Here is a 22,743-nt window from a genome sequence, read left to right on the forward strand (position 1 = left end):
TGATGGGAACCGCGAGGTAAAACAGGAAACAAAGTCGTTTGCTAATGAGAATGATTGTCATCTAAGATTATTGGCATGCATCTTTCTGTTGTCAGCTCACTGGACAGCCAATGCCGCGAAGCAGCCGCCGCCAGGCTTGGGCGGACCCATCGAGATTCGGTGGTTGTCCTGCACGACCTCCTGGACGGGTCCATTGTCTTGCGAAGGATCTTCCGCAACGGCCAACTCGTGGAGCAAGCTCAAACCGCTTTGGAACACGGCTGCCTTAGCTGCACGGTCCGTCTCGATGTTGTCCCGACGGCGGAACGCCTCGCCGCGTCGGGACACGACCACATCGTCCTGGGCCTGCCACCGGGTGTCTCCGTGGAGATGGCGGTAGCCGAACTCAAGCGCGGCCTGGAGCGGCCCGCCGTCATCGACAACGCGGTGTTGGCGATTGACCCCTCCGGGCTGGAAGACCATATCTGGGACAAACACACGCTGTATGAATCCGGGTTTACGGCCATGCCCGAGGATGAGCGCACCAGCGGAGAATTTCTCATCGGGGAATTGGGCCACGCGGATACTGTCATGGTGCACGCCGGTCTTGGGGCAGAGCTCACCGGATTGCGCCCGGATTCAAGCGAGGCGTGGACCCTCGGCGTGGAACTTCTTGGGCAGCTCGCGCCGCACGCAGCCATTTCCGCGGGCGACGACGACTTCCGGCCCGGCTGCTACGACGGCGCCGAGGCTCTCGCGAGGGCCCGTCGTGGTTCCGTGAGGGTGCCGCTCGAGGAGGAGTCGGGGCGTTTCCGGACCGTGCTCCACAAAGTGGAGCGACCCCTTCATCCGAGGCGCTTCCAGGAGGCGCTGCCCAAGTTGGCCGGGGGATGCCACTGGATGCGGGGCCGCTTGTGGATTGCCTCGGCTGCCAAAGTCCGGATCGCGGTGCAGGGAATCGGGCCGCGCGTCTGGCTCGAGAGTACGGGCGAGTGGCTGGCGGACGCCGGCATCGGCCGCATCCCCAGCGGCAAAGACCTGAAGCACGGAAACGGACTCCACGACGTCGACGCCGCCCTCGACTGGCATCCGCGCTTCGGCGACCGGGGGACGGTGCTTGCCGTGACCGGAAGGGGAGACGACGTTGACGCAGCAGAAATCCGGTCCCTGCTGGATGCATGCGCGCTGAGCGAAGCCGAGATGAGGCTCGGCTTCGCCGGGCTCGAGGACCCTTTTGAACTCGAATCCACCCTGTAGCCGAGCTCCAGCCCAGGCGGAAAAAAGCCCCCATCAACCAAGCGAAAACACGAGAAGGAGAACCCCATGAAAGTCAGGAATTCGTTGCGTGCCCTCAAGAAGGTCCCCGGGGCGCAAGTGGTCCGCCGGCGCGGCCGCACCTTTGTCATCAACAAGCTGAATCCGCGCTTCAAGGCGCGCCAAGGCTAGCTCCCCGTCTAGGCTGGGCAGAGAACCCGCTACGCGAAGGAAGCCCCGTTATGCCGATCCTCAATAAAGACATGACGCTCTGTATTTCTCTCTCTGCCCGGCCCAGCAACAACGGAACGCGTTTCCACAACTTCCTCTACCAGGAGCTTGGCCTGAACTGGATCTACAAGGCCTTCGCTCCCACCGACCTCCCGAACGCGATCGCGGGCGTGCGCGGCCTGGGCATCCGCGGCTGTGCCGTCTCGATGCCGTACAAGGAAGACGTCATCGCCCTCGTCGACCGGATGGACGCTTCGGCGGCCGCAATCGATTCGGTCAACACGATCGTGAACGACGCCGGCGTACTGACGGCCTACAACACGGACTACACCGCGATCGCGCAGCTGATCGAGCGCAACGCGATCGACCCGGCGTCGTCCGTGCTGCTCCGCGGTTCCGGCGGCATGGCAAAGGCCACCGCCGCTGCCTTCCGGGACGCGGGGTTCTCCCGCGTTACCGTGGTTGCCCGGAATGAAAAACCCGGGCAAGCCCTCGCGGGGCTCTATGGCTTCGGCTGGCAAGCCGAAGTAGGGGAGTCCACGGCGGACGTCCTCGTGAACGTGACACCGATCGGCATGGCCGGCGGACCCGAGTCCAGCTCCCTGTCCTTCCCCGAAGCGGCGGTGGCGGCCGCGAAGGTAGTGTTCGACGTCGTCGCCCTCCCCGCAGAGACGCCGCTCATCAAAGCCGGCCGCGCGGCAGGAAAGACCGTGATCACCGGCGCCGAGGTGGCCACCATCCAGGCGCTTGAGCAGTTCGTTCTCTATACCGGCATCACCCCCACGCCGGAGCAAGTGGCTGCGGCCGAGGAGTTCACGCGCGCCCAATAGGGCGCCACAGCTCAGAGACCAGCTCAGGCAGCCGCGACGGGCTCCACTACAACAGCCACCTTTTCCTCGCCGATCCTGGTGAGGACCAAGGTGGCTGTTTTGTTGCCGCGGCCTTTTGCCGAGCCTTTTCCTGCCGGGAGCAGCTGCTTCCGCAGCTCCTCCGGGGTGACGGAGGTGCCGCGTTTCTTGATGTCCAGGACGCCGACGCCGTTCGCCTTCACCCAGGCTTTGAGGGCCTTGACGTTCAACGGCATGACTTCCAGGACTTTGTAGGCGCGGGCGAACGGGGTCTCCACAAGTTCCGGAGCGCAAATATAGGCGATGTGCTGGTCCACCAGGTGGCCGCCCAACCGGAGTGCGACGTCGGCCACCAGGCCCGCACGGATCACCGCCCCGTCCGGTTCGTACAGGTATCCCTCCACGGGCCCGACGTCGGGCACCGGACCGCCGTCGAAATCTTCGGCGCTGGTGATCTCGGCTGCGCCTTGCGGCCCGAGCACCAGGGCAGCGCGGCGGATGCCGGGACGGGCGACGTCGTTGAACCACAGCGTCACTTCCGTGACGTCCCCGCCCACCGAAACCCACTGTGCCTCGCAGCCGGCCGGTACCGATTCGTGCGGCATGCCCGGGCCCATTTTGACCCCGACGGACTTGCCGGTCGCCGCCAATGATTCAACGAAGGACAACGGCGGCGAGAACGCCTCCGGATCCCAGATCCGTTTGGTTCCCGACGACGACGTCGTGCGTCGCGCCGGATCGAGCCACACGCCGTCGACCCCGTCGAGGGGCACCGAGGTTGCGTCGGAGTGCACTACCGTCGCGTGCGGGAACGGAATGAGGTTGATGGTGGCGCAGGCTGCGGTGGTCTCGTCGAGCTCCACGGCGGTGACCTCGATGTCCATGGAGGCCATGGCCATGGAGTCCGCTCCGAGCCCGCAGCCCAGGTCCGCCACGTGCCGCGTGCCTGCCTTGGCGAATCGCTCGGCGTGCCTGGCTGCAACATTGAGGCGGGTGGCCTGTTCCAGGCCGGCCTGGGTGAAGAGCATCTGCCGGGCGAATTCTCCGAACTTGGCCTCGGCCCGGGTGCGGAGCCTGGATTGGGTGAGGACGGCGGCCACGAGCGCGGGGGAGTGGCCGTCTTTGCGCAGGCGCGCGTTGAGGGCGAAGGCTTCGCCGTCGCGGTATGGTCCCAAGGATGCCAGGAGTTCCCAACCTTCCGTTGTCAGCAAGGGGGCAATCTGGTCCTGGGGTGTGTCAGCCATGGGAACCAGCCTAATGCTCGCCCGTCATAGAGTGCGGACGGGGAACCGCGACCACCCGGGCGGATAGGGTTGATGCCATGGAAGACAACCCAGTACGCCAGCCTGACGACGCCAATGGTTCTCCCTTTGCCCCCGATAAACGTCCCTTCGCCGGAAATCTCTCCAAGTATGCCCGCCCCGCACTCATCGTCGGTGTTTTGATTGCCGTTGTCTGCATTGCGCTCTTGATCATTATTTTCTTCCTCGACTCCTTCAACGCGGCCACCTACTCCATGACCGGAAAGAGCGTCCAGGACGCCACCGACGAGGCCCGGGACATCCGTGACACCTACACCGGTGCCCGCATCGCAGCGATCGTCGGGCTGGTGGTGTTCGGCGTCGTCGCGCCCGCCAGCGGCGTAGTGCTCTACCTGAACCGCGGAAACGCGCCGAAGGAAGACTATGACGACGGCGAGGACGTCGACTTCGACGACCTCGCCGGTCAATGAGCTACTCGAGCCGCAAGTGGCGCTTCGGGCGTTCACCCATGACGGAATTCTGGCACTCGCCTTGACCGAGTGCTAATGCTTACATAGAGTCTTGATTAGCACTCTCCCTAGGCGGGTGCTAATCATGCCGCCAGGCACTTACCGGCACCGCGACGACGGTAAGCCCGCCACGGCACCCCTGGTTTGATAGTCCATGTACTACCTCACGTAAAGGAGAGATCCGAGTGTCGGTCTCCATTAAGCCTCTCGAGGATCGCATTGTTGTCCGCCCGCTCGAAGCAGAGCAGACCACGGCTTCCGGCCTGGTCATCCCGGACACTGCACAGGAAAAGCCGCAGGAAGGCGAAGTTGTCGCAGTTGGCCCCGGCCGCTTCGACGACAACGGCAACCGCGTCCCCGTCGACGTAACCGTCGGCGACGTCGTCATCTACTCCAAGTACGGCGGAACTGAAGTCAAGACCGGCGGCAACGAATACCTCGTTCTGTCCGCCCGCGACGTTCTGGCGATCGTCGTTAAGTAATTCCCTGGATCCCGCATCGCAGATCGAGTCGGACTTCTTCCGGTCGAATCAGCGGTGCGGGTTTTCCGTCTTGAAAGGACACAACCATGGCAAAGCAGCTTGCGTTTAACGACGCTGCCCGTCGCTCGCTCGAAGCAGGCATTGACAAGCTCGCCAATACGGTCAAGGTCACCCTTGGCCCGCGTGGCCGCAACGTCGTTCTGGACAAGAAGTGGGGAGCTCCCACCATCACCAACGACGGCGTGACGATCGCCCGCGAAGTCGAACTCGACGACCCGTATGAGAACCTTGGTGCGCAACTGGCCAAGGAAGTCGCCACCAAGACCAACGACGTCGCAGGTGACGGCACCACCACCGCCACCGTGCTGGCACAGGCACTCGTCAAGGAAGGCCTGCGCAACGTTGCCGCCGGAGCCGCACCTGGCGAAATCAAGCGCGGCATCGAGGTTTCCGTCCAGGCCGTGGCTGCCCGCCTCCTGGAGAACGCCCGCGAAGTTGAAGGCACCCAGGTTGCCAGCGTTGCCGCGATCTCTGCCCAGAGCGATGAGGTCGGCGAGCTCCTCGCCGAGGCTTTCGGCAAGGTCGGCAAGGATGGCGTCATCACCATCGAAGAGTCCTCCACCACGCAGACCGAACTGGTCCTGACCGAGGGCATGCAGTTCGACAAGGGCTACCTGTCCCCGTACTTCGTCACTGACGCGGAACGCCAGGAAGCTGTTCTGGAAGACGCGCTCATCCTCATCAACCAGGGCAAGATCTCCTCGCTGCAGGAATTCCTGCCGCTCCTCGAGAAGGCCCTGCAGGCTGCCAAGCCCCTCTTTATCATTGCTGAGGACATCGACGGCGAGGCACTGTCCACGCTGATCGTGAACCGTATCCGTGGCACCCTGAACGTCGTTGCCGTCAAGGCTCCGGGCTTCGGCGACCGCCGCAAGGCCATGCTGCAGGACATTGCCACCCTGACCGGCGCCCAGGTTGTTTCCCCGGAGCTCGGCCTGTCCTTGGACCAGGTTGGCCTCGAGGTCCTCGGCAGCGCCCGCCGGATCACCGTCACCAAGGACAACACCACCATCGTTGACGGCGCCGGTACGCCTGAGGACGTCGCAGCGCGCGTCGCCCAGATCCGTGCAGAGCTGACCCGCACCGACTCCGATTGGGACCGCGAAAAGCTGCAGGAAAGGCTTGCGAAGCTGGCAGGAGGCATCGGCGTCATCAAGGTCGGCGCAGCCACCGAGGTCGAGCTCAAGGAAAAGAAGCACCGCATCGAGGACGCAGTGTCCTCCACGCGTGCTGCCCTTGAAGAAGGCATCGTCTCCGGCGGTGGATCCGCCCTCATCCACGCCCTCAAGGCACTGGACGAGGACTCTGCCGTCAAGGCACTGGAAGGCGACGCGGCTGCCGCCGTCGGCATCGTTCGCCGTGCCCTGACCCAGCCCCTTCGCTGGATCGCCCAGAACGCCGGCTTCGACGGTTACGTCGTCGTGGCCAAGGTTGCCGAGCTGGAAGCCAACCACGGCTTCAACGCGAAGTCCGGCGTGTACGAGGACCTGATCGCCGCCGGCGTGATCGACCCCGTCAAGGTCACCCGCTCCGCACTCCAGAATGCTGCGTCCATCGCAGCCCTGGTTCTCACCACCGAGACCCTGGTTGTCGAGAAGCCGGCCGAGGAAGACGAGCACGCAGGCCACAGCCACTAGTCCCCACCGCCTCCCTAGCCTCGCTTCGCTTCGGCCCGGGAGCCCGGGCGGTGTGGGCCCATCTGTGTGAAAGAAGGCCCGGTCCCCTTGTGGGGGCCGGGCCTTTCTTTTTAAAGCAACGCGGGGTCACTTACGGCCCATTGGGTGCTGCCGGATGGGCCGTAAGTGACCCCGCGTTGCCCGGAAAACGGCATGGAGGATTGACCCAGACAACGCTCCGGAAGCTCCCAGCCCCTTGTGTCCTAATGGATCATAGGAAGTTGGTTGAACGCGGTCTCAATTGACGACGAACATTTCGAATCAGTAGGGTAGACGGTTTGAGTAGCACCCTGGAGGCAAGACTTTGACAACCACGCGCCCGATTGCGCTACGGCGAACTAGCGGCGAGACGCAGAAATCGGCCCCCAAATCAACGTTCCGTCCTGAGATCCAAGGGCTTCGATCTGTTGCCGTCCTCATGGTTGTCACGTACCACATCTGGTTCGGCCGGGTCTCCGGCGGTGTGGATATTTTCCTCCTGGTCTCTGCATTCCTCATGACGGCGCAGTTCACACGGCGGTATGCCGGTGGGCGGCAGACGGAACTGATCAAGCACTACCTTCATCACTTCCGGAGGCTCTTGCCGGCAGCCGTGACGGTGATCGTTGGAACGCTGGCCGCCACTTTCCTCTTCATGCCGGCCACCCGCTGGGTCGATACCATCAAGCAGGGCTGGGCTTCACTCTTGTACGTTGAGAACTTCCTGCTGCAGTCGCAGGCAGTCAACTACTACGCCGCGGACCACAGCCTGGCCAGCCCGCTACAGCATTTCTGGTCGCTGTCCATCCAAGGACAGGTCTTCATTGTCTGGCCGATCATCTTCGTGGGCGCTGGCTGGGTGGCGAGGAGGTTCAGGCTCGCGTACGTTCCCCTTCTGCGTTACATCTTTGGATTAGTCTTCCTGGTTTCCCTGGTGTATTCGGTCCTCTACACCGCTTCGGACCAATCGGCGGCCTACTTCTCGACGGCGGCCAGGCTGTGGGAGTTTGCCCTGGGAACTCTTCTGGCACTTTTCCTGCCTTCGGTCAAAATACCCAGGTCGGCCAGGATCGTCCTAGGCTGGCTCGGTATCCTGGCGATGCTCAGCTGCGGGCTCATCCTCGACGTCGAGGGGGACTTCCCCGGGTGGTTGGCCTTGTGGCCAACGCTGGCCGCAGCCTGTATCCTCGCGGCAGGCCAGACCCAGAGCCGGTTCGGAATCGACCGGATCCTCAGTTCCAAGCCGCTCGTGCGGATGGGAAACAATTCGTACGCCCTCTACCTCTGGCACTGGCCCATGTTGGTCATCTATCTGGCTTGGTCCGGCAAGACCCACGCCGGCTGGTTGTCCGGCACAGTGATCATTGTTGGTGCCTTCCTCCTGGCTGTTCTGACCACCAGGTTCATCGAGAAGCCGTTGCGGGAGTGGAAGTGGCCCGAGGCCAACCGGCGCAGAAGCGCGATTTCGCTGGTTGCGGTAGGGGCCGTGGCTATTTTGCCCTTGGCGGGTTGGCCCCTGCAGATCGAGCAGACAAACCGTGCCTTGGTTGCAAACATGGATGCCCGCAACCCCGGAGCGGCGGCCGTGGGCGGGGACTTCGTGTACACCCCCGATCCAGGAGTGCCCTTGGTTCCAAGCATGACCGCCGTTGATGGGGACTGGCCGGTTTTCCCGACCGCCTGCACAGGGACCGCCGACCCGCAGGAGTTCGTCAACCGATGCACCAACGGGATCAAGAACGGGACGAAGTCCGTGGTGGTCATAGGCAGTTCGCACGCCCACGTGCTGAACACGCCGCTGCTTACGATGGCCGCAAAGAACAATTGGAGCCTGACGTCCATCACGAAGGGATATTGCCCGCTTGGCGAGGACACCGCGGCAGACATTACGCAGGCATGCGTTGACTTCAACAAGGCCACGCTCGCAGAGGTCCTGAAGATGAAGCCGGATGTTGTGGTGACGACCAGTACGCGCACCAATGCTCAGAGCAACGTCCCGGAGCGGCTCGATCCTTCCTGGGTCACGGAAGTAAAGACCCTCAACGACGCCGGAATCCAAGTGGTCGCCTTCCGAGACACACCACGGGCAGCGCAGCCAGTTCCCGCTTGCCTTGAGAAGAACCCCGGCGCGTATGTTGCCTGTGGTTCCCAACGCGCCGAAATCTATTCGGAAGACTCCCCGACGGGGGCCGTCGCCGCGGCAATGCCCGACACGAAATTCCTGGACCTCTCGAAGTACTTCTGCCCTGATGCGAATTGTCCTGCAGTGATCGGCAACGTGATTGTCTACAAGGACGACAACCACGTGACCGCCACCTACATGAAGACCCTGACCCCATACTTCGAGAAGGCGTTCATGGCCGCGACCGGGTGGAGCTAGGCGGCCAGAGTTGGGTTGTCCAGCGGCTCGGCGGCGGATGCCGGGTGCTGTTGCTCACATTGCCCTCGCGGAATATGGGGATCGGCGGCGAGGTTCTACTATTTATTCAGAACCTTTCTGCACAGGCCAGTCCCGTAATGACGGGCTGGTCATCAGCTGCAACCCCTACCAGAGCAACCCCCAAGAACCAAGGTAAGAGGCGCACTCATGACCCAGCCCGAACACGATCCCTTTGGCTTTGTTGGCCTGACCTATGACGACGTCCTGCTGCTGCCGGGCCACACCAACGTCATTCCGTCCGAAGCTGACACCTCCTCCCGGATCTCCAAGCGGATTTCGGTCCAGACCCCGCTGCTGTCCGCCGCCATGGACACTGTCACCGAGTCCCGGATGGCCATTGCCATGGCCCGCCAGGGTGGCCTTGGCGTCATCCACCGCAACTTGTCCATCGAAGACCAGGCCGACCACGTCGACCGCGTCAAGCGCTCCGAGTCCGGGATGATCACCAACCCCCTGACCATCCACCCGGAGGCCACCCTTCAGGAACTGGACGAACTGTGTTCGCGTTACCGGGTTTCCGGCCTGCCCGTGATCGACACGGACGGCCGTCTGCTCGGTATCGTCACCAACCGCGACACCCGCTTCGTTCCGGAGTCCGACTTCCCGCTGAGGCTGGTCAGCGACGTCATGACCAAGATGCCGCTCATCACGGGCCACGTGGGCATCAGCCGCGAAGAGGCTTCGCACAAACTGGCCACCAACAAGATCGAGAAGCTGCCCCTCGTTGACGAGCAGGGTCGCCTCAAGGGCCTGATCACCACCAAGGACTTCACCAAGGCCGAGCAGTACCCGCTCGCGACGAAGGACGAGGAAGGCCGCCTCCGGGTCGGCGCGGCCATCGGGTTCTTCGGCGACGGCTGGGAACGGGCCATGGCCCTGATCGACGCCGGTGTCGACGCACTTTTCGTGGACACCGCCAACGGCCACTCGCAAGGTGTCCTGGACATGATCACGCGCCTGAAGTCGGATCCCATCGCTGCCCACGTTGACATCATCGGCGGCCAGGCCGCCACCCGCGAAGGCGCCCAGGCACTGATCGACGCCGGTGCCGACGGCATCAAGGTGGGCGTGGGCCCGGGCTCCATTTGCACCACGCGCGTTGTTGCCGGTGTGGGCGTTCCCCAGATCACGGCTATCTACGAGTCCTCGAAGGCGGCCATCCCTGCCGGTGTTCCGCTGATCGCCGACGGCGGCCTGCAGTACTCGGGCGATATCGGCAAGGCCCTCGTGGCCGGTGCCGACACCGTCATGCTCGGCTCATTGCTGGCTGGTTGCGACGAGTCGCCGGGTGAGCTGATCTTCGTGAACGGCAAGCAGTTCAAGAGCTACCGCGGCATGGGTTCCCTGGGTGCCATGCAGTCCCGTGGCAAGAACACGTCCTACTCGAAGGACCGCTATTTCCAGGCGGACGTTTCCGGTGATGACAAGCTCATCCCGGAAGGCATCGAAGGTCGCGTCGCCTATCGCGGCCCGCTCTCCTCGGTGGCGTACCAGCTGGTCGGCGGCCTGCGCCAGACCATGTTCTACACGGGTGCCCCGACCATCGCCGAACTCAAGGCACGCGGTAAGTTTGTGCGCATCACTGCGGCCGGACTCAAGGAGTCCCACCCGCATGACATCCAGATGACCGTCGAGGCTCCGAACTACGGTTCCCGCTAGGCGTAAATTCCTATCCCAGGCAGTTCCAAGCGAGCACGCCACCTCCACTATGGAGGCGGCGGGCTCGCTTATTTATCAGGCATTGCCTGTCGTCATGGTCTGCGTCACCCTGCCGGAACATCGCGCCGCACTGGGATAACCTAGAGCAGTGACTTACGAGATTGAGATTGGCCGTGGCAAGCGTGGGCGTCGTGCCTACTCCCTGGATGACATCGCGATCGTCCCCAACCGCCGGACGCGCGACCCCAAGGACGTTTCCGTCTCATGGCAGATTGATGCCTACAAGTTTGAGATGCCCGTGATCGCCGCACCCATGGACTCCGCGATGTCGCCTGAAACGGCCATCGCGCTTGGGCGGCTGGGCGGCCTGGGCGTTCTGGACCTCGAGGGCCTGTGGACGCGGTACGAAGATCCCCAGTCCGTGCTGGACGAGATCTCTGCCCTCGCGGATGAAACGGCCAGCCCGACGGTCACCCGGCGCATGCAGGAGCTCTACAAGGCCCCCATCCAGCCCGAACTGATCACCACCAGGCTCGCGGAAATCCGTGCATCGGGCGTGACGGTGGCCGGCTCACTGACACCGCAGCGCACCCAGGAACACTACAAGACCGTGGTGGCCGCCGGCGTCGACATTTTTGTCATCCGGGGCACCACGGTCTCGGCCGAGCACGTCTCAAAGAACCATGAGCCCCTGAACCTCAAGCAGTTCATCTATGAGCTCGACGTCCCTGTGATCGTCGGCGGGGCTGCCGGCTACACCCCGGCGTTGCACCTCATGCGTACCGGAGCGGCCGGCGTCCTGGTGGGCTTCGGCGGCGGCGCAACGACTACCACGCGGCGCGCCCTCGGCATCCATTCGCCCATGGCTTCCGCCATTTCCGACGTCGCCGCCGCCCGCCGCGACTACATGGATGAATCCGGCGGACGCTACGTGCACGTGATAGCCGACGGCGGCATGGGTACTTCGGGTGACATCGTCAAAGCCATCGCCATGGGCGCCGACGCCGTCATGCTCGGCAGCGCCTTGGCCCGTGCCGAAGAGGCCCCGGGCAAGGGCTGGCACTGGGGCCAGGAAGCCCACCACCTTGAGCTGCCCCGCGGCGACAGGGTCAACGTCGGCACCGTCGGTCCCCTCGAAGAAGTACTCTTCGGGCCGGGCCACCACACCAACGGCACGTCAAACCTGATCGGCGCGCTCCGCCGCTCCATGGCGACCACGGGCTATTCGGACCTGAAGGAGTTCCAGCGGGTCGACGTCGTCGTCTCGCCATACTCGGGCCAGTAGCTCCCGCTCGGGCCGCTTTAGCGCAGGCGAAAACCCTGCCCAAGCCGCTAGACAAGAAGTAGTGTGGGGAACTACGGGCTTGTGCGATGGGAGGCGTCCAATGAGCAGTGTTGCAGATGGTTCGCAAAGGATTGATGCATCAACCGGTGCGTTGAGTCCGGAGGCGCGGGAAAGATCCATCGAAGTCCTCAGGGGAACCACGGAGCCTGGCAAGGAACTCGACATCCTCATCGTCGGGGGAGGCGTAGTGGGGGCCGGTGCGGCGCTGGACGCGGTGACCCGCGGTTTGTCGGTGGGCATTGTCGAGGCCCGGGACTGGGCTTCCGGCACGTCGTCACGGTCTTCGAAGCTGATTCACGGCGGCTTGCGTTACCTGGAAATGCTCGACTTTGCGTTGGTCCAGGAGGCCCTCCAGGAACGTGGTTTGCTGATCCAGCAAATCGCCCCACACCTCGTGCGCCCGGTTCCGTTCCTGTATCCGCTGACCCGGCGTTTCTGGGAGCGGCCCTACGTTGGTGCCGGCATCTTCCTCTACGACACGCTTGGCCTCACCTCCGGCCACAGCCGCGGCGTACCCATGCACAAACACCTCTTCCGGCGCGGAACACTGCGGGCAGCACCCAGCCTCAAGAGCGATGCCTTCGTCGGCTCCATCCGCTACTACGATGCACAGGTCGACGACGCCAGGCTGGTGGTCAATGTCGTCCGCACGGCCGCACATTACGGAGCGCATGCCGTGAACAGGATGCGCGTGGTGTCGTTCGTGCGGGAGGGCGAACGCGTGGTCGGCGCCAAGGTGGAAAACCAGGAAGACGGCAGCATCATCGAAGTCCGCGCCAAGCAAGTGGTCAATGCCACCGGAGTCTGGACGGACGAGACCCAGGCCATGGTGACGGATCGCGGCCAGCTCAAGGTCCGTGCATCCAAAGGCATCCACCTTGTGGTCCCGCGCGACCGCTTCCAGTCCACGGTCGGATTGATCCTGAGGACTGAAAAGTCCGTGCTGTTCGTAATTCCTTGGGGGCGGCACTGGATCATCGGCACAACGGACACCGACTGGAAGCTTGACAAGGCGCATCCTGCAGCGTCTACCAAGGACATCGACTATGTTCTTGAACACGTCAATCGTGTCTTGAAGCGGCCCTTGACCCGTGAGGATGTCGAAGGTGTCTACGCCGGACTGCGTCCGCTGCTGGCGGGGGAGAGCGACTCCACGGCCAAACTTTCACGCGAACACGTGGTGGCGCACCCGGTTCCAGGCTTGGTGGTGGTTGCGGGTGGAAAGTTCACCACGTACCGGGTCATGGCGAAGGACGCGGTGGACGAAGCGACCCGGGCCATGGACGAGCGCGTGCCGGCGAGCTGCACCGATACCATCCCCCTCCTGGGCGCCGAGGGATTCAAAGCCGCGTGGAACAGGCGGGGAAGAACCGCCGACGAGGCCGGGGTCCACGTTGCCAGGGTGGAACATTTGCTCAACCGCTACGGCTCCATGACCCCGGAAGTCCTCGCCATCATCAAGGACAACCCGGCGATGGCGGAGCCGCTGCCGGGGGCAGACGACTATTTGGCGGCAGAGGTCGTCTATGCCGCGACCCATGAGGGTGCCCGGCATGTCCATGACGTCCTGACCCGGCGCACCCGCATCTCGATAGAGTCGTGGGACAGAGGTGTTTCCGCGGTCCCTGTTGTCGCTAAGCTGATGGGAGAAATTCTTGGCTGGAGCGATGCGCAGCGGGAAAGCGAAATCAAGCACTACCTGGCCCGGGTGGAAGCTGAACGGCTCAGCCAACAGCAGCCCGACGATGAATCGGCCGATGCTGCGCGCATGGGCGTCGATGACATCGTTCCCCTCCGCTGAGCGGCCCGGGTTGGCTGGCCACACTGGAGGGAAAACGACTTGGCGGAACCACTGGACCCGTATGATGCCGAACTAACCACGCCGGAGACCGTCATCCTTGAGATGGAAGCGGTAGACAAAACAGATGCCGCGGGCCAGCTCGCGGAACGGCTGTACGCAGCCGGGCGCATCACGGACCTTGAGGGCTTCCTCGAAGTCGTCAACTCGCGCGAGCACCAACTTGCTACCGGGCTGCCGGGCGGCATTGGCCTTCCGCATGCCCGCAGCGAGTATGTCTCCAGGGTCTCCATCGCTGTTGGTGTCACGAAATTCGGTCATTCGTTGGACTTCGGCGCCAGCGACGGACCGGCCACGTTGGTCCTGCTCATCGCTACGCCCGCCAGCTCATTCTCGGACCACCTGGAAGTCCTCGCGACCTTGGCCCGCTCGCTGTCCAAGGAATCGTTCAGGGAATCCCTCCGGCGCGCCCACGATCCCGAAGTCATCGCCGAACTGATCAACTCCAGCTTGGTTTTCTTCGACCACTGAGGAAGGGGCAGGCCCTCCCGTTTAGCTGTTCTACAGCTTGACGAAGTACGGTTAAGGGGTGTTGAAAACCGCTCTGAAGCCCCGCTGGATCGCAGGACTTGTCTTTGCGCTCCTGCTCTCCGGGGTGTTTGTGCTGCTCAGCCAGTGGCAGTTCGGCAGATCCACCCAGAGCGACGCCCCGGTTGACGACCCCGCTGTGGAGCAGGTCAAGCCGCTTACCGGGGAATTGCAGCCTGGAACGTTCTTCCCGGGTTCGGCGTCGGACCAAATGGTCAGTGCCAAGGGTAGTTACGATCCCACCAAGCAGGTCCTCGTGGAGGGCCGGCTGCTCGCAGGGCAAAAAGGGTACTGGGTAGTGACCGCGTTTGCGGTCGACGGAGCACCTGTCCTCCACGGCGTCGGCGCAACCGGAAAGACGTGGATCCCCGTGGCCCGCGGCTGGGTCGCCGATCCCGCCCAAGCCGGTCCGCCGCCGTCGGGCACCATTGAACTGACCGGACGGCTCCTGCCGTCCGAGGCGCCGGTGCCAAACGTCGACGCCGGAGCGGGACGCGCCTCTGCGGTCTCCGTCGCGGAACTCATCAACACGTGGGACGTCTCGAGCTATCCCGGCTTCGTCGCCGCGACGTCGGAAGTATCCGCGGGCAAGACCCTCGCACTTCCAGCGCAGCTGAAGCCCTTGAATATCCCGGCCCAACCACCCAACCAACAGATCAACTGGCTCAACCTTTTCTATTCCGTGGAATGGGTGGTCTTTGCAGGATTCGCCCTCTACATCTGGTGGCGCATGGTGGCCGATGACTACCGGCGCACCCTTGAAGACGACGAGGAAGAGCCCGACGACGAACACCCGTCAGACGATTTGCCAGCAATTACCAAGCCAGAACAGGTAAAGCCATGATTGAGCCCAAACCGGCCATCCAGCCCGAACAGTCCGGAGAATCCGCCGCGAAGCCAAGGGCGGCCAAGAAGCGCCGCTTCGGCGGAACGACGGCGCAGATCCGCTCGGCCCTGAAGTTCTACAAAGTCATGGCTTACCTCACCGGCACCATGCTGTTGCTTCTGTGCGCCGAACTCGTCGCGCGCTATGTGTTCGGCGTGTATCTCTTCGCCGGCGGTACCGATGCGATCACCGGTCAGCCTTTCGGTTTCGGATTCGCCGACGCCGAGTCCAAGGCGGTCCTGGGCGGGGTCAACGTTTCCGTGGGGGTCCTGATCGTCCACGGTTGGATGTACGTGCTGTACCTCATCTCGGATTTCCGCTTGTGGTCGCTCATGCGCTGGCCGTTCACCAAGCTCGTCCTGCTCGCCTTGGGCGGCGTCGTCCCTCTCATGTCCTTCATCGTGGAGAAGAAGTTCCACTCTGAGGTAGAGATGGAACTCGCCGCGAATCCGCAGGCCTCCAAGCGCTACTGACGGGCGTGGTGCGGCGGTCACTGTGAGATCGCTAACGTCGGACTGGTTCCGGGGCTGATTTCCGGGCTTCACGACCGGCTTCAAGGTGCACCGGGGCATCCCGGCAAAGTAGGCTGTTACGGTGACTACTCCCACCGCACCCTTCAGTTCTGAAGCTCAGACTTCCCAGAAGCCGGTGCTGGTTGTTGACTACGGTGCCCAGTACGCGCAGCTGATTGCCCGCCGCGTCCGTGAAGCGAATGTGTACTCGGAAATTGTTCCGCACACGTTCACCACCGAGCAGCTTCTGGCCAAGAACCCGGCAGCGATCATCCTCTCAGGCGGACCTTCAAGCGTTTATGCCGAGGGTGCCCCGAGGGTTGGCGCGGACCTTTTCGAGGCCGGCGTCCCGGTCTTCGGTATTTGCTACGGCTTCCAGGCCATGGCGAACGCGCTCGGCGGCAAGGTCGCTCAGACCGGTCTGCGGGAGTACGGCGCTACCGAGGCCACCACCGTCGGTGAGGCGCGCTCCATCCTTGCAGGTGTCCCGGACTCCCAGAACACCTGGATGAGCCACGGAGACTCCGTTCACGAGGCTCCTGAAGGCTTCGAGGTCCTGGCGACCACCGCCGGAGCACCTGTGGCTGCTTTCGCGAACGAAGAGAAGCATCTCTACGGCGTTCAATGGCACCCGGAAGTAAAGCACTCCGTCCACGGCCAGCAGGTTCTGGAAAACTTCCTGTTCAACGGGGCAGGCCTGAAGCCGAACTGGACCACAGGCAACATCCTGGACGAGCAGGTGGACCGGATCCGCCGGCAGATCGGCGATTCCAAGGTCATCTGCGGCCTCTCCGGCGGCGTCGACTCGGCCGTTGCCGCAGCCCTCGTGCAGCGCGCCGTTGGCGATCAGCTGACCTGCGTCTTCGTGGACCATGGCTTGCTGCGCGAAGGCGAAGCCGAACAGGTCGAGCGTGACTTCGTTGCTGCTACCGGCGTCAAACTCTACGTCGCCAACGAGCAGGAGCGTTTCCTGTCCGCCCTGGCCGGGGTCAGCGATCCCGAAACCAAGCGCAAGATCATCGGCCGCGAGTTCATTCGTGCGTTTGAGGAAGCAGAGCGGGCCATCATCGCCGAGGCTGCGTCCGAAGGCGAGAGCATCAAGTTCCTCGTCCAGGGCACCCTGTACCCGGACGTCGTCGAATCCGGCGGCGGCGAAGGTGCCGCGAATATCAAGAGCCACCACAACGTGGGCGGCCTTCCCGAGGACCTGCAGTTCGAACTCGTTGAACCGCTCCGCGCGCTGTTCAAGGACGAGGTTCGTGCCGTGGGCGCGCAGCTCGGCTTGCCGCAGGAGATCGTCGGACGCCAGCCGTTCCCCGGACCCGGCCTCGGTATCCGCATCGTCGGCGACGTGACCAAGGAACGGCTCGACCTCCTTCGCAAGGCGGACGCGATTGCGCGGGCTGAACTCACGGCGGCCGGACTCGACAATGACGTCTGGCAGATGCCTGTCGTGCTGCTGGCCGACGTCCGCAGCGTTGGCGTGCAGGGCGACGGCCGCACCTACGGACACCCGATCGTGCTGCGTCCGGTTTCGTCCGAGGACGCCATGACCGCCGACTGGTCGAGGCTTCCGTATGACCTCCTCGCCAGGATCTCCAACAGGATCACCAACGAGGTTGATGGCGTCAACCGCGTGGTACTTGATGTCACCAGCAAGCCGCCGGGAACCATCGAGTGGGAATAGCATTCTGAGTGACCGGCCTCTGTTCCAGGGGCCGGTCACTTTGTTTTTCCCCTGAAATCAGCGCCAATTTGCCTTTCCACCAGTGTTGCGGTGCGGACTGCCGGTCGATTCCCGCTACCCTCGAAAGTATGCCGATTTGGTCCAAGTCGTCTCGAGCTATAACAGAAAAGAAGGCAGCGGTGTCAGTAGGTCAAAGCCACGAAGAGAGCTCCATAGAGCTTCGGAAATGGCTGTCGGGGCTCAAGCCCGTGACTGGCGCGGACACCATGCTGCGCTTCGTCAAGACGCCGGAAGGGTCGATAGACCTAAGCAACGGCCACCCCTCAGGCCTGGCACAGCTCCTCGCCGGACGTCGGACCCGTCTTTCCACCTTGATCCGGGATCGCCAGCAGTATCTTGTTGCCGCGCGTGCAGCCAGGAACCTTCGCTCAAAGATTTTCGAACTGGGAAATGACCGGGGAATCGACGCCGGCTATCTCTCCTGCGGCACGGTCGTGTGGACGTCGGCGGTGGGAGGGAAACCCCAACGAGTCTCCGCCCCCGTCATGTTGGCAGCCATCTCACTCACGGCGCGGCCGGGCGAAGACGACTACGAGCTGCAACTGACCGAGCAAGCGGGCATCAACCCCGCGTTGGTCCGGCATTTGAAGACCGTCCATGGAATCGTCTTTGACGTCAACGCCGTGAGCCGCATGGCCTACAACACCGCGCGCCTTGACCCGCTGCCGGTCCTCGACCGTCTTGCCACACTGGTACAACCGATCCACGGTGCCGAAGTAACCCCCAATCTCCTCATCACGACGTTGGCGGATCTGTCCGGGAACTTGGACGACCCCTGGATCAACGAGAACAGCAGCGTCGTTGCCTCCCTGTTTGAAGCCGCCAACGGCGGCGATGTGGAACCCGAACCCATCAAGTCCGGACGGTTCCCGAACCTCGACGAGCGCGACCCCGCCGAAGAATCGCTGCTCCTGGACGCGGACTCGGATCAGCAGTACGTCGTGGATGCCGTCCGGGCAGGGGATTCGCTCGTGGTGAGCACCCCACCAGGCAGCGGCCAGACCCAAACCGCGATCAACGCCATCGGTGCCCTCGTCAACGAGGGGAAGTCGGTGCTTGTGGTGGGCGACCGGCGGGCGAGCCTCAACGGCCTGGCCGGCCATTTTGAAGCCCTTGGCCTTGAATCGATGCTGTTCAGGCCAGGCAACGGTGCCACGCCCCAGCAGCTCAAGGGTCAACTGGTCAGCGCGATTATCCGCAACGAGAAGTCGCTGGAGCCGCAACTCGCGAATCTCCACAAGACCCTGACCGAGCACCGCCATGCACTCATGGACCACGTCGCCTCTTTGCACAACGTACGCCAGCGCTGGGGGTGCTCGCCCTACCAGGCAATGCAGTCGCTCGCGGAGCTCACCTCGATCCACCCTGCCCCCGCCACGACGGTGCGCTTGAAGCGCAGCGTGCTGGACAATATCAAAGACCGGGCCGAGCTGGCCGAGAGACTGCGCCGCGCTGCGGAGCTTGGCAGCTTCAGCCGTGAATCGACGTCGAGCCCTTGGTACGGGGCCCGCCTGGTCACGCGCAAGGAGACCGAGGAAGCCCAGCAACTGGCCAGCAGTGCCGCCGAACAACTTCCCCGGTTGCGTGAACGGATGAACCAGGTTGCGGAGCACTCCGAAATCCGGCTTGGGGCGAACTTCGCCGAATGGGGCGCGCAGCTTGAACTCTTGATGGCGGTCCGGGAGAGCCTGGACAAGTTCACCCCGGATATTTTTGACCGGCCGGTCCACGACCTGATTTCGGCCACCGCTACCTCCGCTTGGCGCCGTGAGCGGGGAGTCGAGATGCCCTCGATGCAGCGCTCCCGCTTGCGTCGTGTGGCAAAGGAATATGTCCGCCCCGGTGTCCACATTGCGGATCTGCACAGCTCCTTGGCGCTCGTTCAGGAACAGCGGGCACTGTGGGCCCAGTACGCGACCACCCAGCGCCATCCGGCAGTGCCCTCCGGACTTGCCGACCTCGGCGCGAGCTACCGCGAACTGGACCGGGATCTCCGCCGCTTGGGCGATTGCCTCCAACACACCGCGGCCGGCGGCGACCTCCACGCGACGCGCTACGAGGATCTCATGGAGCGGCTTGAGCGCCTTGTGGCGGACACCGGCACTTTGGAGACACTCCCGGAGCGCACGCTTCTGGTCGAGAACATGCGCGAGCACGGACTCGCCGAGCTTCTTGCTGACCTGGCTGAACGCGAAGTGCCTGCCGAATCTGTTGCCGCGGAACTGGACCTCGCCTGGTGGCAGTCCGCCCTGGAAGCGATGATCAGCGGTGACGACTACCTCGCGATGTCCGACGGCGATTCCCTTCGCCGTCTCGAAGCGGAGTACCGCCTGGCGGACCACGCGCACATTGCCAGCGGGGCCGCGCGCCTGCGGTGGAAACTTGCCGAAATGTGGCGGGCTGGAATCGCCGAACACCCCCGCCAATCGGAGCTCCTGCGGAACCTGATCAAAGACGGCCGCGTTACCCTGTCCGCGCTCAGTGCCCAGGCGCCCGCCCTTGTGTCCCGCTTGGTTCCGGTGTGGTCCATCAGTCCGTACCTGCTGACGAGCCTCTTGCCCGCAGAACAAAAATTCGACGCGGTGGTGATTCTCGATGCCGAGAGCACATCGTTGCAGGCCGTCCTGCCGGCCATTGCCCGGGCCCAGCAAGTGGTTGCCTTTGGCGACGCGAAGATCGCCAATGCCCGCACTTTCAGCGTCGCCGTGGAGCCACCGATGGCCGGAGCCGCAAGCCAAGACACCGTGGACAGTGCATTCAATGCCCTGGCCCGGGTCCTGCCCACCTGGCAGTTGAACTGGGTGTATCGCGCGGTCGACGAAGATCTCGTGCTGCAGTTGAGCAAGAACTACTACAACGGTGGCCTTCGCCGGCTGCCGGACGGGCAGTCCGTAACCGGGTTGGACCGCTCGGTGGTAGTTGAGTACATCCCGGATGGTACTGGCCTTCCCGGGGCGGATCACGAAGGTGTCGAATCGGTCGCCGCGGAAGTGAACCGTGTGGTTGACCTGGTGTTTCAACACGCCAGTCTGCGGCCAAGGACCTCGCTCGCCGTGGTCACCGCAAGCCTGCGGCATGCCGCAAGGATCGGCGAGGCCATCAGGCTCCAGCTCCCCAACTATCCGCTGTTGTCGGGTTTCTTCAACGCCGGTGCGGAGTCCTTCCGCGTGGTGGATTTGGAGCGCGCACAAGGACTGGTCCGCGACCACATCATCTTCTCCCTGGGCTTTGGGCGCACCCCGCATGGCCGGGCTCTGCACAGTTTCGGACCGCTCTCCGTAGAAGGCGGGCGAAACAAGTTTGCCTTGGCAATGACCCGATCCCGGAGGTCGTTGCACGTCCTGAGCTGCTTCCGTCCGGAGGACCTCGACCTGGACAGGTTGGCTCACGGCGCCGTTGATTTCCATGAACTCCTGGACCGTGAATTGTCCGGGAATTCGGACCTGGGGACGCCCGCCACCAGGGCTGCTGCCAGCGAGCAGGCGCTCGGTGAGGATCCGTTGGTGGCGGATCTGGGCGAGCGGCTCCGTGCACGCGGAGCCCGGGTGTGGCACCACTACGATGGAGCCTTGGACATTGCCGCGGCAGCCGATCCCGTGCACACCATAGGTCGCGATGACACCGAAATGCCCACCCCGGTGGCCATTGAATCGGATGGCACGGAACGATACCGCCGCATGAGCGTCAGGGAGCGCAGCAGGCTCCGGCCCCAACTTCTGGAACGCCTGGGTTGGCGTTACATGTCCTTGTGGACCATTGAAGTATTCACGGATCCTTCGTCCTGCGCCGACCGCATCGGTTCCTATCTGGGGCTGGAGAAGCCGACGGCACCCTCGTATGGTGCCGTCCAGGATGGATTCCTGGATGTTGATGTTGAACAATTGGAACTGAACAGTCAGGCGGACCAGGCCACGGCCGGGCCTGATGGTATGCAAGGCCCCCGCGGTACGCAAGGCACTGGCTCGGGACCGGCGATCCCCTAAGGAAGCGCAATGGCGGAAAGCAAAAGCACTCAATCCAAGCGCGCTGCGGACACCAGTGCCGATGCGCTGGGCCCTGACGCGGAGTTGGACGGGCAGGAGAAAACAAAAGTGAAGCCCGCACCGGAGCGGAAGCCGGCAGGAGAGAGTATTCTGCCCAAGAAAGCCTCCGAGGATGATCCACGCCGTTGGGGCGATGAGCCTGGCTATGACCACGACGCCTGGCTGAAGGAGCAAAGGCCCCCGCACTGGGGCTGAACCCTCCATTTGCTCGTGGTTATCCGGCCGGGGCTCGGGATTGCCGGTTGTCAGAGGGATTGACGAGGACAAAGAACAGTTTCCCTCGCGTGGAAGCTCCGGCGAGGATTTCGGCCTGTTGCGGATTGGCGGCGACAACCACAAGGCCGTCCGCCTCGTTCGTGCCCAACCATTGGGTGGCCTTGCCTCCCTGCCCGGACGTCCACAAGACCGGGACCGCAGATGCCAGGAGTTCGGATTTCTTGCCGGGCCCTTCAGGCCCATCTGCTGCGGTGAGCACAACGTCGACCACCTGGCCCGGCGAGATGAGCTGGATTGAAGCGGGATCGGCCATGCGAAGTGGAACGGCCGCCGTCGCGGGTGCGGTGCCGGTGAGCAGGCCCGGTCCCAGGAGTTGGGCGTCCGTGGGGATCTGCCCCTTTCGCAGGGGCGAGGCAAGCTGCTTCCCGCCGTATCCGGTTTTGGGGGAGAGCGCCCCCGCGGGAACTCCATCTGGAAGGACTTCGAGGGGTTTGAGGTCGGAATCCATCAAAGTGGACCCGGCAGGAAGATCCCGCGCGGCGGCCAGGACCGTGACTCGCTGCTCCGAAGGGGGAGTCAGCTGGTGGACCGCGATCCCGGCGGCCACGCATAGCAGAAGGGCCACCACGAGGCGGCGGTTGTGGTTTAGCCAGCCAGCGAAGCGTCGAAGCCCGGATTGTCGCGTGGGAGCGCCGAGGCGCCCGCCCGCCCTGAAAGGAAGAACCTGAAGGCGACGCGTACGGGCCATGCTCATCGGCGACGGGATCCTATCGCGCGGGAGCGACGAAGATCCGGCAGGCACAGGGCCCGGGGATACGTTCGGGATTTTTGGCATGGTGCCACGCTAACGGGGCACGCAGGTCCCGTGGCAGGGCCCTATTGAGCTATGTGGAAACGTTGAGTTATGTGGAAACGTCGTGCTATGTGGAAAACCGGGGGCAGCCGGAAACGCTATCAGCTCGCGGCAGCCGCCGGAACCGACGCCGGAGCCGGAGACGCAGCTGGTGCGGCGGGAGCGGCCGAAACGGTGCTTCCCTTGGAATCCCGGGAGTCGGTGCGGTAGAAGCCCGATCCCTTGAAGACGACGCCCACGCTGTTGAACTTCTTACGCAACGACCCTTGGCATTCAGGGCAGTCGGACAGCGAGCTGTCCGTGAAAGCCTGAACGATGTCAAAGGCATGTCCGCAGTCTTTGCAGGCATAGGCATATGTGGGCACTGGTGATCCTC

General features: G+C 63.6%; 19 protein-coding genes. 16 read left to right on the plus strand and 3 right to left on the minus strand.

The features are described from left to right. Positions 1 to 75: 75 nt before the first annotated feature. The 3 genes from AC3WJM_RS02505 to AC3WJM_RS02515 all read left to right on the plus strand — a co-directional run bounded on the left by AC3WJM_RS02505 (position 76) and on the right by AC3WJM_RS02515 (position 2,294). A complete protein-coding gene (locus tag AC3WJM_RS02505; protein ID WP_492271119.1) occupies positions 76 to 1,236 on the plus strand; it encodes a GTP-binding protein in 1,161 nt (386 codons plus the stop codon). A 66-nt stretch (positions 1,237 to 1,302) separates the two neighbouring features. Continuing rightward, a complete protein-coding gene (ykgO, locus tag AC3WJM_RS02510; protein ID WP_059387417.1) occupies positions 1,303 to 1,425 on the plus strand; it encodes a type B 50S ribosomal protein L36 in 123 nt (40 codons plus the stop codon). Between the two features lie 50 nt (positions 1,426 to 1,475). Continuing rightward, positions 1,476 to 2,294, plus strand: coding sequence for a shikimate 5-dehydrogenase (locus AC3WJM_RS02515; RefSeq protein ID WP_284991327.1), 819 nt, complete (start codon positions 1,476 to 1,478; stop codon positions 2,292 to 2,294). A 23-nt stretch (positions 2,295 to 2,317) separates the two neighbouring features. Here AC3WJM_RS02515 and AC3WJM_RS02520 read toward each other — a convergent pair whose 3' ends face one another. After that, the gene (locus AC3WJM_RS02520) at positions 2,318 to 3,556 is read right to left on the minus strand and encodes a THUMP-like domain-containing protein (RefSeq protein ID WP_284991328.1); all 1,239 of its coding nucleotides are present in this window, start codon (positions 3,554 to 3,556) and stop codon (positions 2,318 to 2,320) included. Positions 3,557 to 3,633: 77 nt separating this feature from the next. On the opposite strand from AC3WJM_RS02520, the gene AC3WJM_RS02525 reads away from it, so the two are divergent. The 13 genes from AC3WJM_RS02525 to AC3WJM_RS02585 all read left to right on the plus strand — a co-directional run bounded on the left by AC3WJM_RS02525 (position 3,634) and on the right by AC3WJM_RS02585 (position 21,493). Further along, positions 3,634 to 4,044, plus strand: a complete 411-nt coding sequence (locus AC3WJM_RS02525; RefSeq protein WP_492271120.1) for a hypothetical protein — start codon at positions 3,634 to 3,636, stop codon at positions 4,042 to 4,044. 224 nt (positions 4,045 to 4,268) lie between these two features. Next, positions 4,269 to 4,565 carry a co-chaperone GroES gene (groES, locus tag AC3WJM_RS02530; protein ID WP_028265041.1) on the plus strand — a complete coding sequence of 99 codons (297 nt, stop codon included), beginning with the start codon at positions 4,269 to 4,271 and terminating at the stop codon, positions 4,563 to 4,565. Between the two features lie 86 nt (positions 4,566 to 4,651). Continuing rightward, positions 4,652 to 6,262, plus strand: a complete 1,611-nt coding sequence (gene groL / locus AC3WJM_RS02535; RefSeq protein WP_284991332.1) for a chaperonin GroEL — start codon at positions 4,652 to 4,654, stop codon at positions 6,260 to 6,262. Between the two features lie 343 nt (positions 6,263 to 6,605). Then, on the plus strand, positions 6,606 to 8,660 hold the full coding sequence (locus AC3WJM_RS02540; RefSeq protein ID WP_492271121.1) for an acyltransferase family protein: 2,055 nt from the start codon (positions 6,606 to 6,608) through the stop codon (positions 8,658 to 8,660). Positions 8,661 to 8,867: 207 nt separating this feature from the next. After that, the gene (gene guaB / locus AC3WJM_RS02545) at positions 8,868 to 10,379 is read left to right on the plus strand and encodes an IMP dehydrogenase (RefSeq protein WP_492271122.1); all 1,512 of its coding nucleotides are present in this window, start codon (positions 8,868 to 8,870) and stop codon (positions 10,377 to 10,379) included. Between the two features lie 148 nt (positions 10,380 to 10,527). Then, on the plus strand, positions 10,528 to 11,664 hold the full coding sequence (locus AC3WJM_RS02550; protein WP_306958937.1) for a GuaB3 family IMP dehydrogenase-related protein: 1,137 nt from the start codon (positions 10,528 to 10,530) through the stop codon (positions 11,662 to 11,664). A 100-nt stretch (positions 11,665 to 11,764) separates the two neighbouring features. Further along, positions 11,765 to 13,525, plus strand: coding sequence for a glycerol-3-phosphate dehydrogenase/oxidase (locus tag AC3WJM_RS02555; RefSeq protein ID WP_059387421.1), 1,761 nt, complete (start codon positions 11,765 to 11,767; stop codon positions 13,523 to 13,525). 39 nt (positions 13,526 to 13,564) lie between these two features. Continuing rightward, positions 13,565 to 14,053, plus strand: a complete 489-nt coding sequence (locus AC3WJM_RS02560) for a PTS sugar transporter subunit IIA (RefSeq protein ID WP_059387422.1) — start codon at positions 13,565 to 13,567, stop codon at positions 14,051 to 14,053. 58 nt (positions 14,054 to 14,111) lie between these two features. After that, positions 14,112 to 14,954 (plus strand): SURF1 family protein, encoded by an 843-nt coding sequence (locus AC3WJM_RS02565; protein ID WP_307052524.1) that lies wholly within the window; start codon positions 14,112 to 14,114, stop codon positions 14,952 to 14,954. After that, positions 14,951 to 15,469: a DUF3817 domain-containing protein gene (locus tag AC3WJM_RS02570; RefSeq protein WP_492259702.1), complete on the plus strand. Its 519-nt coding sequence runs from the start codon at positions 14,951 to 14,953 to the stop codon at positions 15,467 to 15,469. The genes AC3WJM_RS02565 and AC3WJM_RS02570 overlap by 4 nt, the downstream gene beginning before the upstream one ends. A 121-nt stretch (positions 15,470 to 15,590) precedes the next feature. Beyond that, positions 15,591 to 17,195 carry a glutamine-hydrolyzing GMP synthase gene (gene guaA / locus AC3WJM_RS02575; protein WP_284991339.1) on the plus strand — a complete coding sequence of 535 codons (1,605 nt, stop codon included), beginning with the start codon at positions 15,591 to 15,593 and terminating at the stop codon, positions 17,193 to 17,195. 128 nt (positions 17,196 to 17,323) lie between these two features. Next, a complete protein-coding gene (locus tag AC3WJM_RS02580; protein WP_492259703.1) occupies positions 17,324 to 21,238 on the plus strand; it encodes an AAA family ATPase in 3,915 nt (1,304 codons plus the stop codon). A 9-nt stretch (positions 21,239 to 21,247) separates the two neighbouring features. Next, on the plus strand, positions 21,248 to 21,493 hold the full coding sequence (locus AC3WJM_RS02585; RefSeq protein ID WP_445286177.1) for a hypothetical protein: 246 nt from the start codon (positions 21,248 to 21,250) through the stop codon (positions 21,491 to 21,493). A 19-nt stretch (positions 21,494 to 21,512) separates the two neighbouring features. On the opposite strand, the gene cpaB is transcribed toward AC3WJM_RS02585, so the two are convergent. Together cpaB and AC3WJM_RS02595 are read right to left on the minus strand one after the other, a co-directional pair. Next, positions 21,513 to 22,268 carry a Flp pilus assembly protein CpaB gene (cpaB, locus tag AC3WJM_RS02590; protein ID WP_492271123.1) on the minus strand — a complete coding sequence of 252 codons (756 nt, stop codon included), beginning with the start codon at positions 22,266 to 22,268 and terminating at the stop codon, positions 21,513 to 21,515. Between the two features lie 200 nt (positions 22,269 to 22,468). Next, positions 22,469 to 22,732: an FmdB family zinc ribbon protein gene (locus AC3WJM_RS02595; protein WP_059387425.1), complete on the minus strand. Its 264-nt coding sequence runs from the start codon at positions 22,730 to 22,732 to the stop codon at positions 22,469 to 22,471. Positions 22,733 to 22,743 lie beyond the last annotated feature (11 nt).

The organism is Arthrobacter sp. FW306-1B-G06A (assembly GCF_058781765.1).

Excerpts from the sequence above, each read along its gene's own strand:
- cpaB (WP_492271123.1), bottom strand. The coding sequence starts at position 22,268 with ATGAGCATGGCCCGTACGCGTCGCCTTCAGGTTCTTCCTTTCAGGGCG.
- AC3WJM_RS02570 (WP_492259702.1), top strand. The coding sequence starts at position 14,951 with ATGATTGAGCCCAAACCGGCCATCCAGCCCGAACAGTCCGGAGAATCC.
- AC3WJM_RS02585 (WP_445286177.1), top strand. The coding sequence starts at position 21,248 with ATGGCGGAAAGCAAAAGCACTCAATCCAAGCGCGCTGCGGACACCAGT.
- ykgO (WP_059387417.1), top strand. The coding sequence starts at position 1,303 with ATGAAAGTCAGGAATTCGTTGCGTGCCCTCAAGAAGGTCCCCGGGGCG.
- AC3WJM_RS02505 (WP_492271119.1), top strand. The coding sequence starts at position 76 with ATGCATCTTTCTGTTGTCAGCTCACTGGACAGCCAATGCCGCGAAGCA.
- groL (WP_284991332.1), top strand. The coding sequence starts at position 4,652 with ATGGCAAAGCAGCTTGCGTTTAACGACGCTGCCCGTCGCTCGCTCGAA.
- guaB (WP_492271122.1), top strand. The coding sequence starts at position 8,868 with ATGACCCAGCCCGAACACGATCCCTTTGGCTTTGTTGGCCTGACCTAT.
- AC3WJM_RS02525 (WP_492271120.1), top strand. The coding sequence starts at position 3,634 with ATGGAAGACAACCCAGTACGCCAGCCTGACGACGCCAATGGTTCTCCC.
- AC3WJM_RS02515 (WP_284991327.1), top strand. The coding sequence starts at position 1,476 with ATGCCGATCCTCAATAAAGACATGACGCTCTGTATTTCTCTCTCTGCC.
- AC3WJM_RS02555 (WP_059387421.1), top strand. The coding sequence starts at position 11,765 with ATGAGCAGTGTTGCAGATGGTTCGCAAAGGATTGATGCATCAACCGGT.
- AC3WJM_RS02580 (WP_492259703.1), top strand. The coding sequence starts at position 17,324 with ATGCCGATTTGGTCCAAGTCGTCTCGAGCTATAACAGAAAAGAAGGCA.
- AC3WJM_RS02520 (WP_284991328.1), bottom strand. The coding sequence starts at position 3,556 with ATGGCTGACACACCCCAGGACCAGATTGCCCCCTTGCTGACAACGGAA.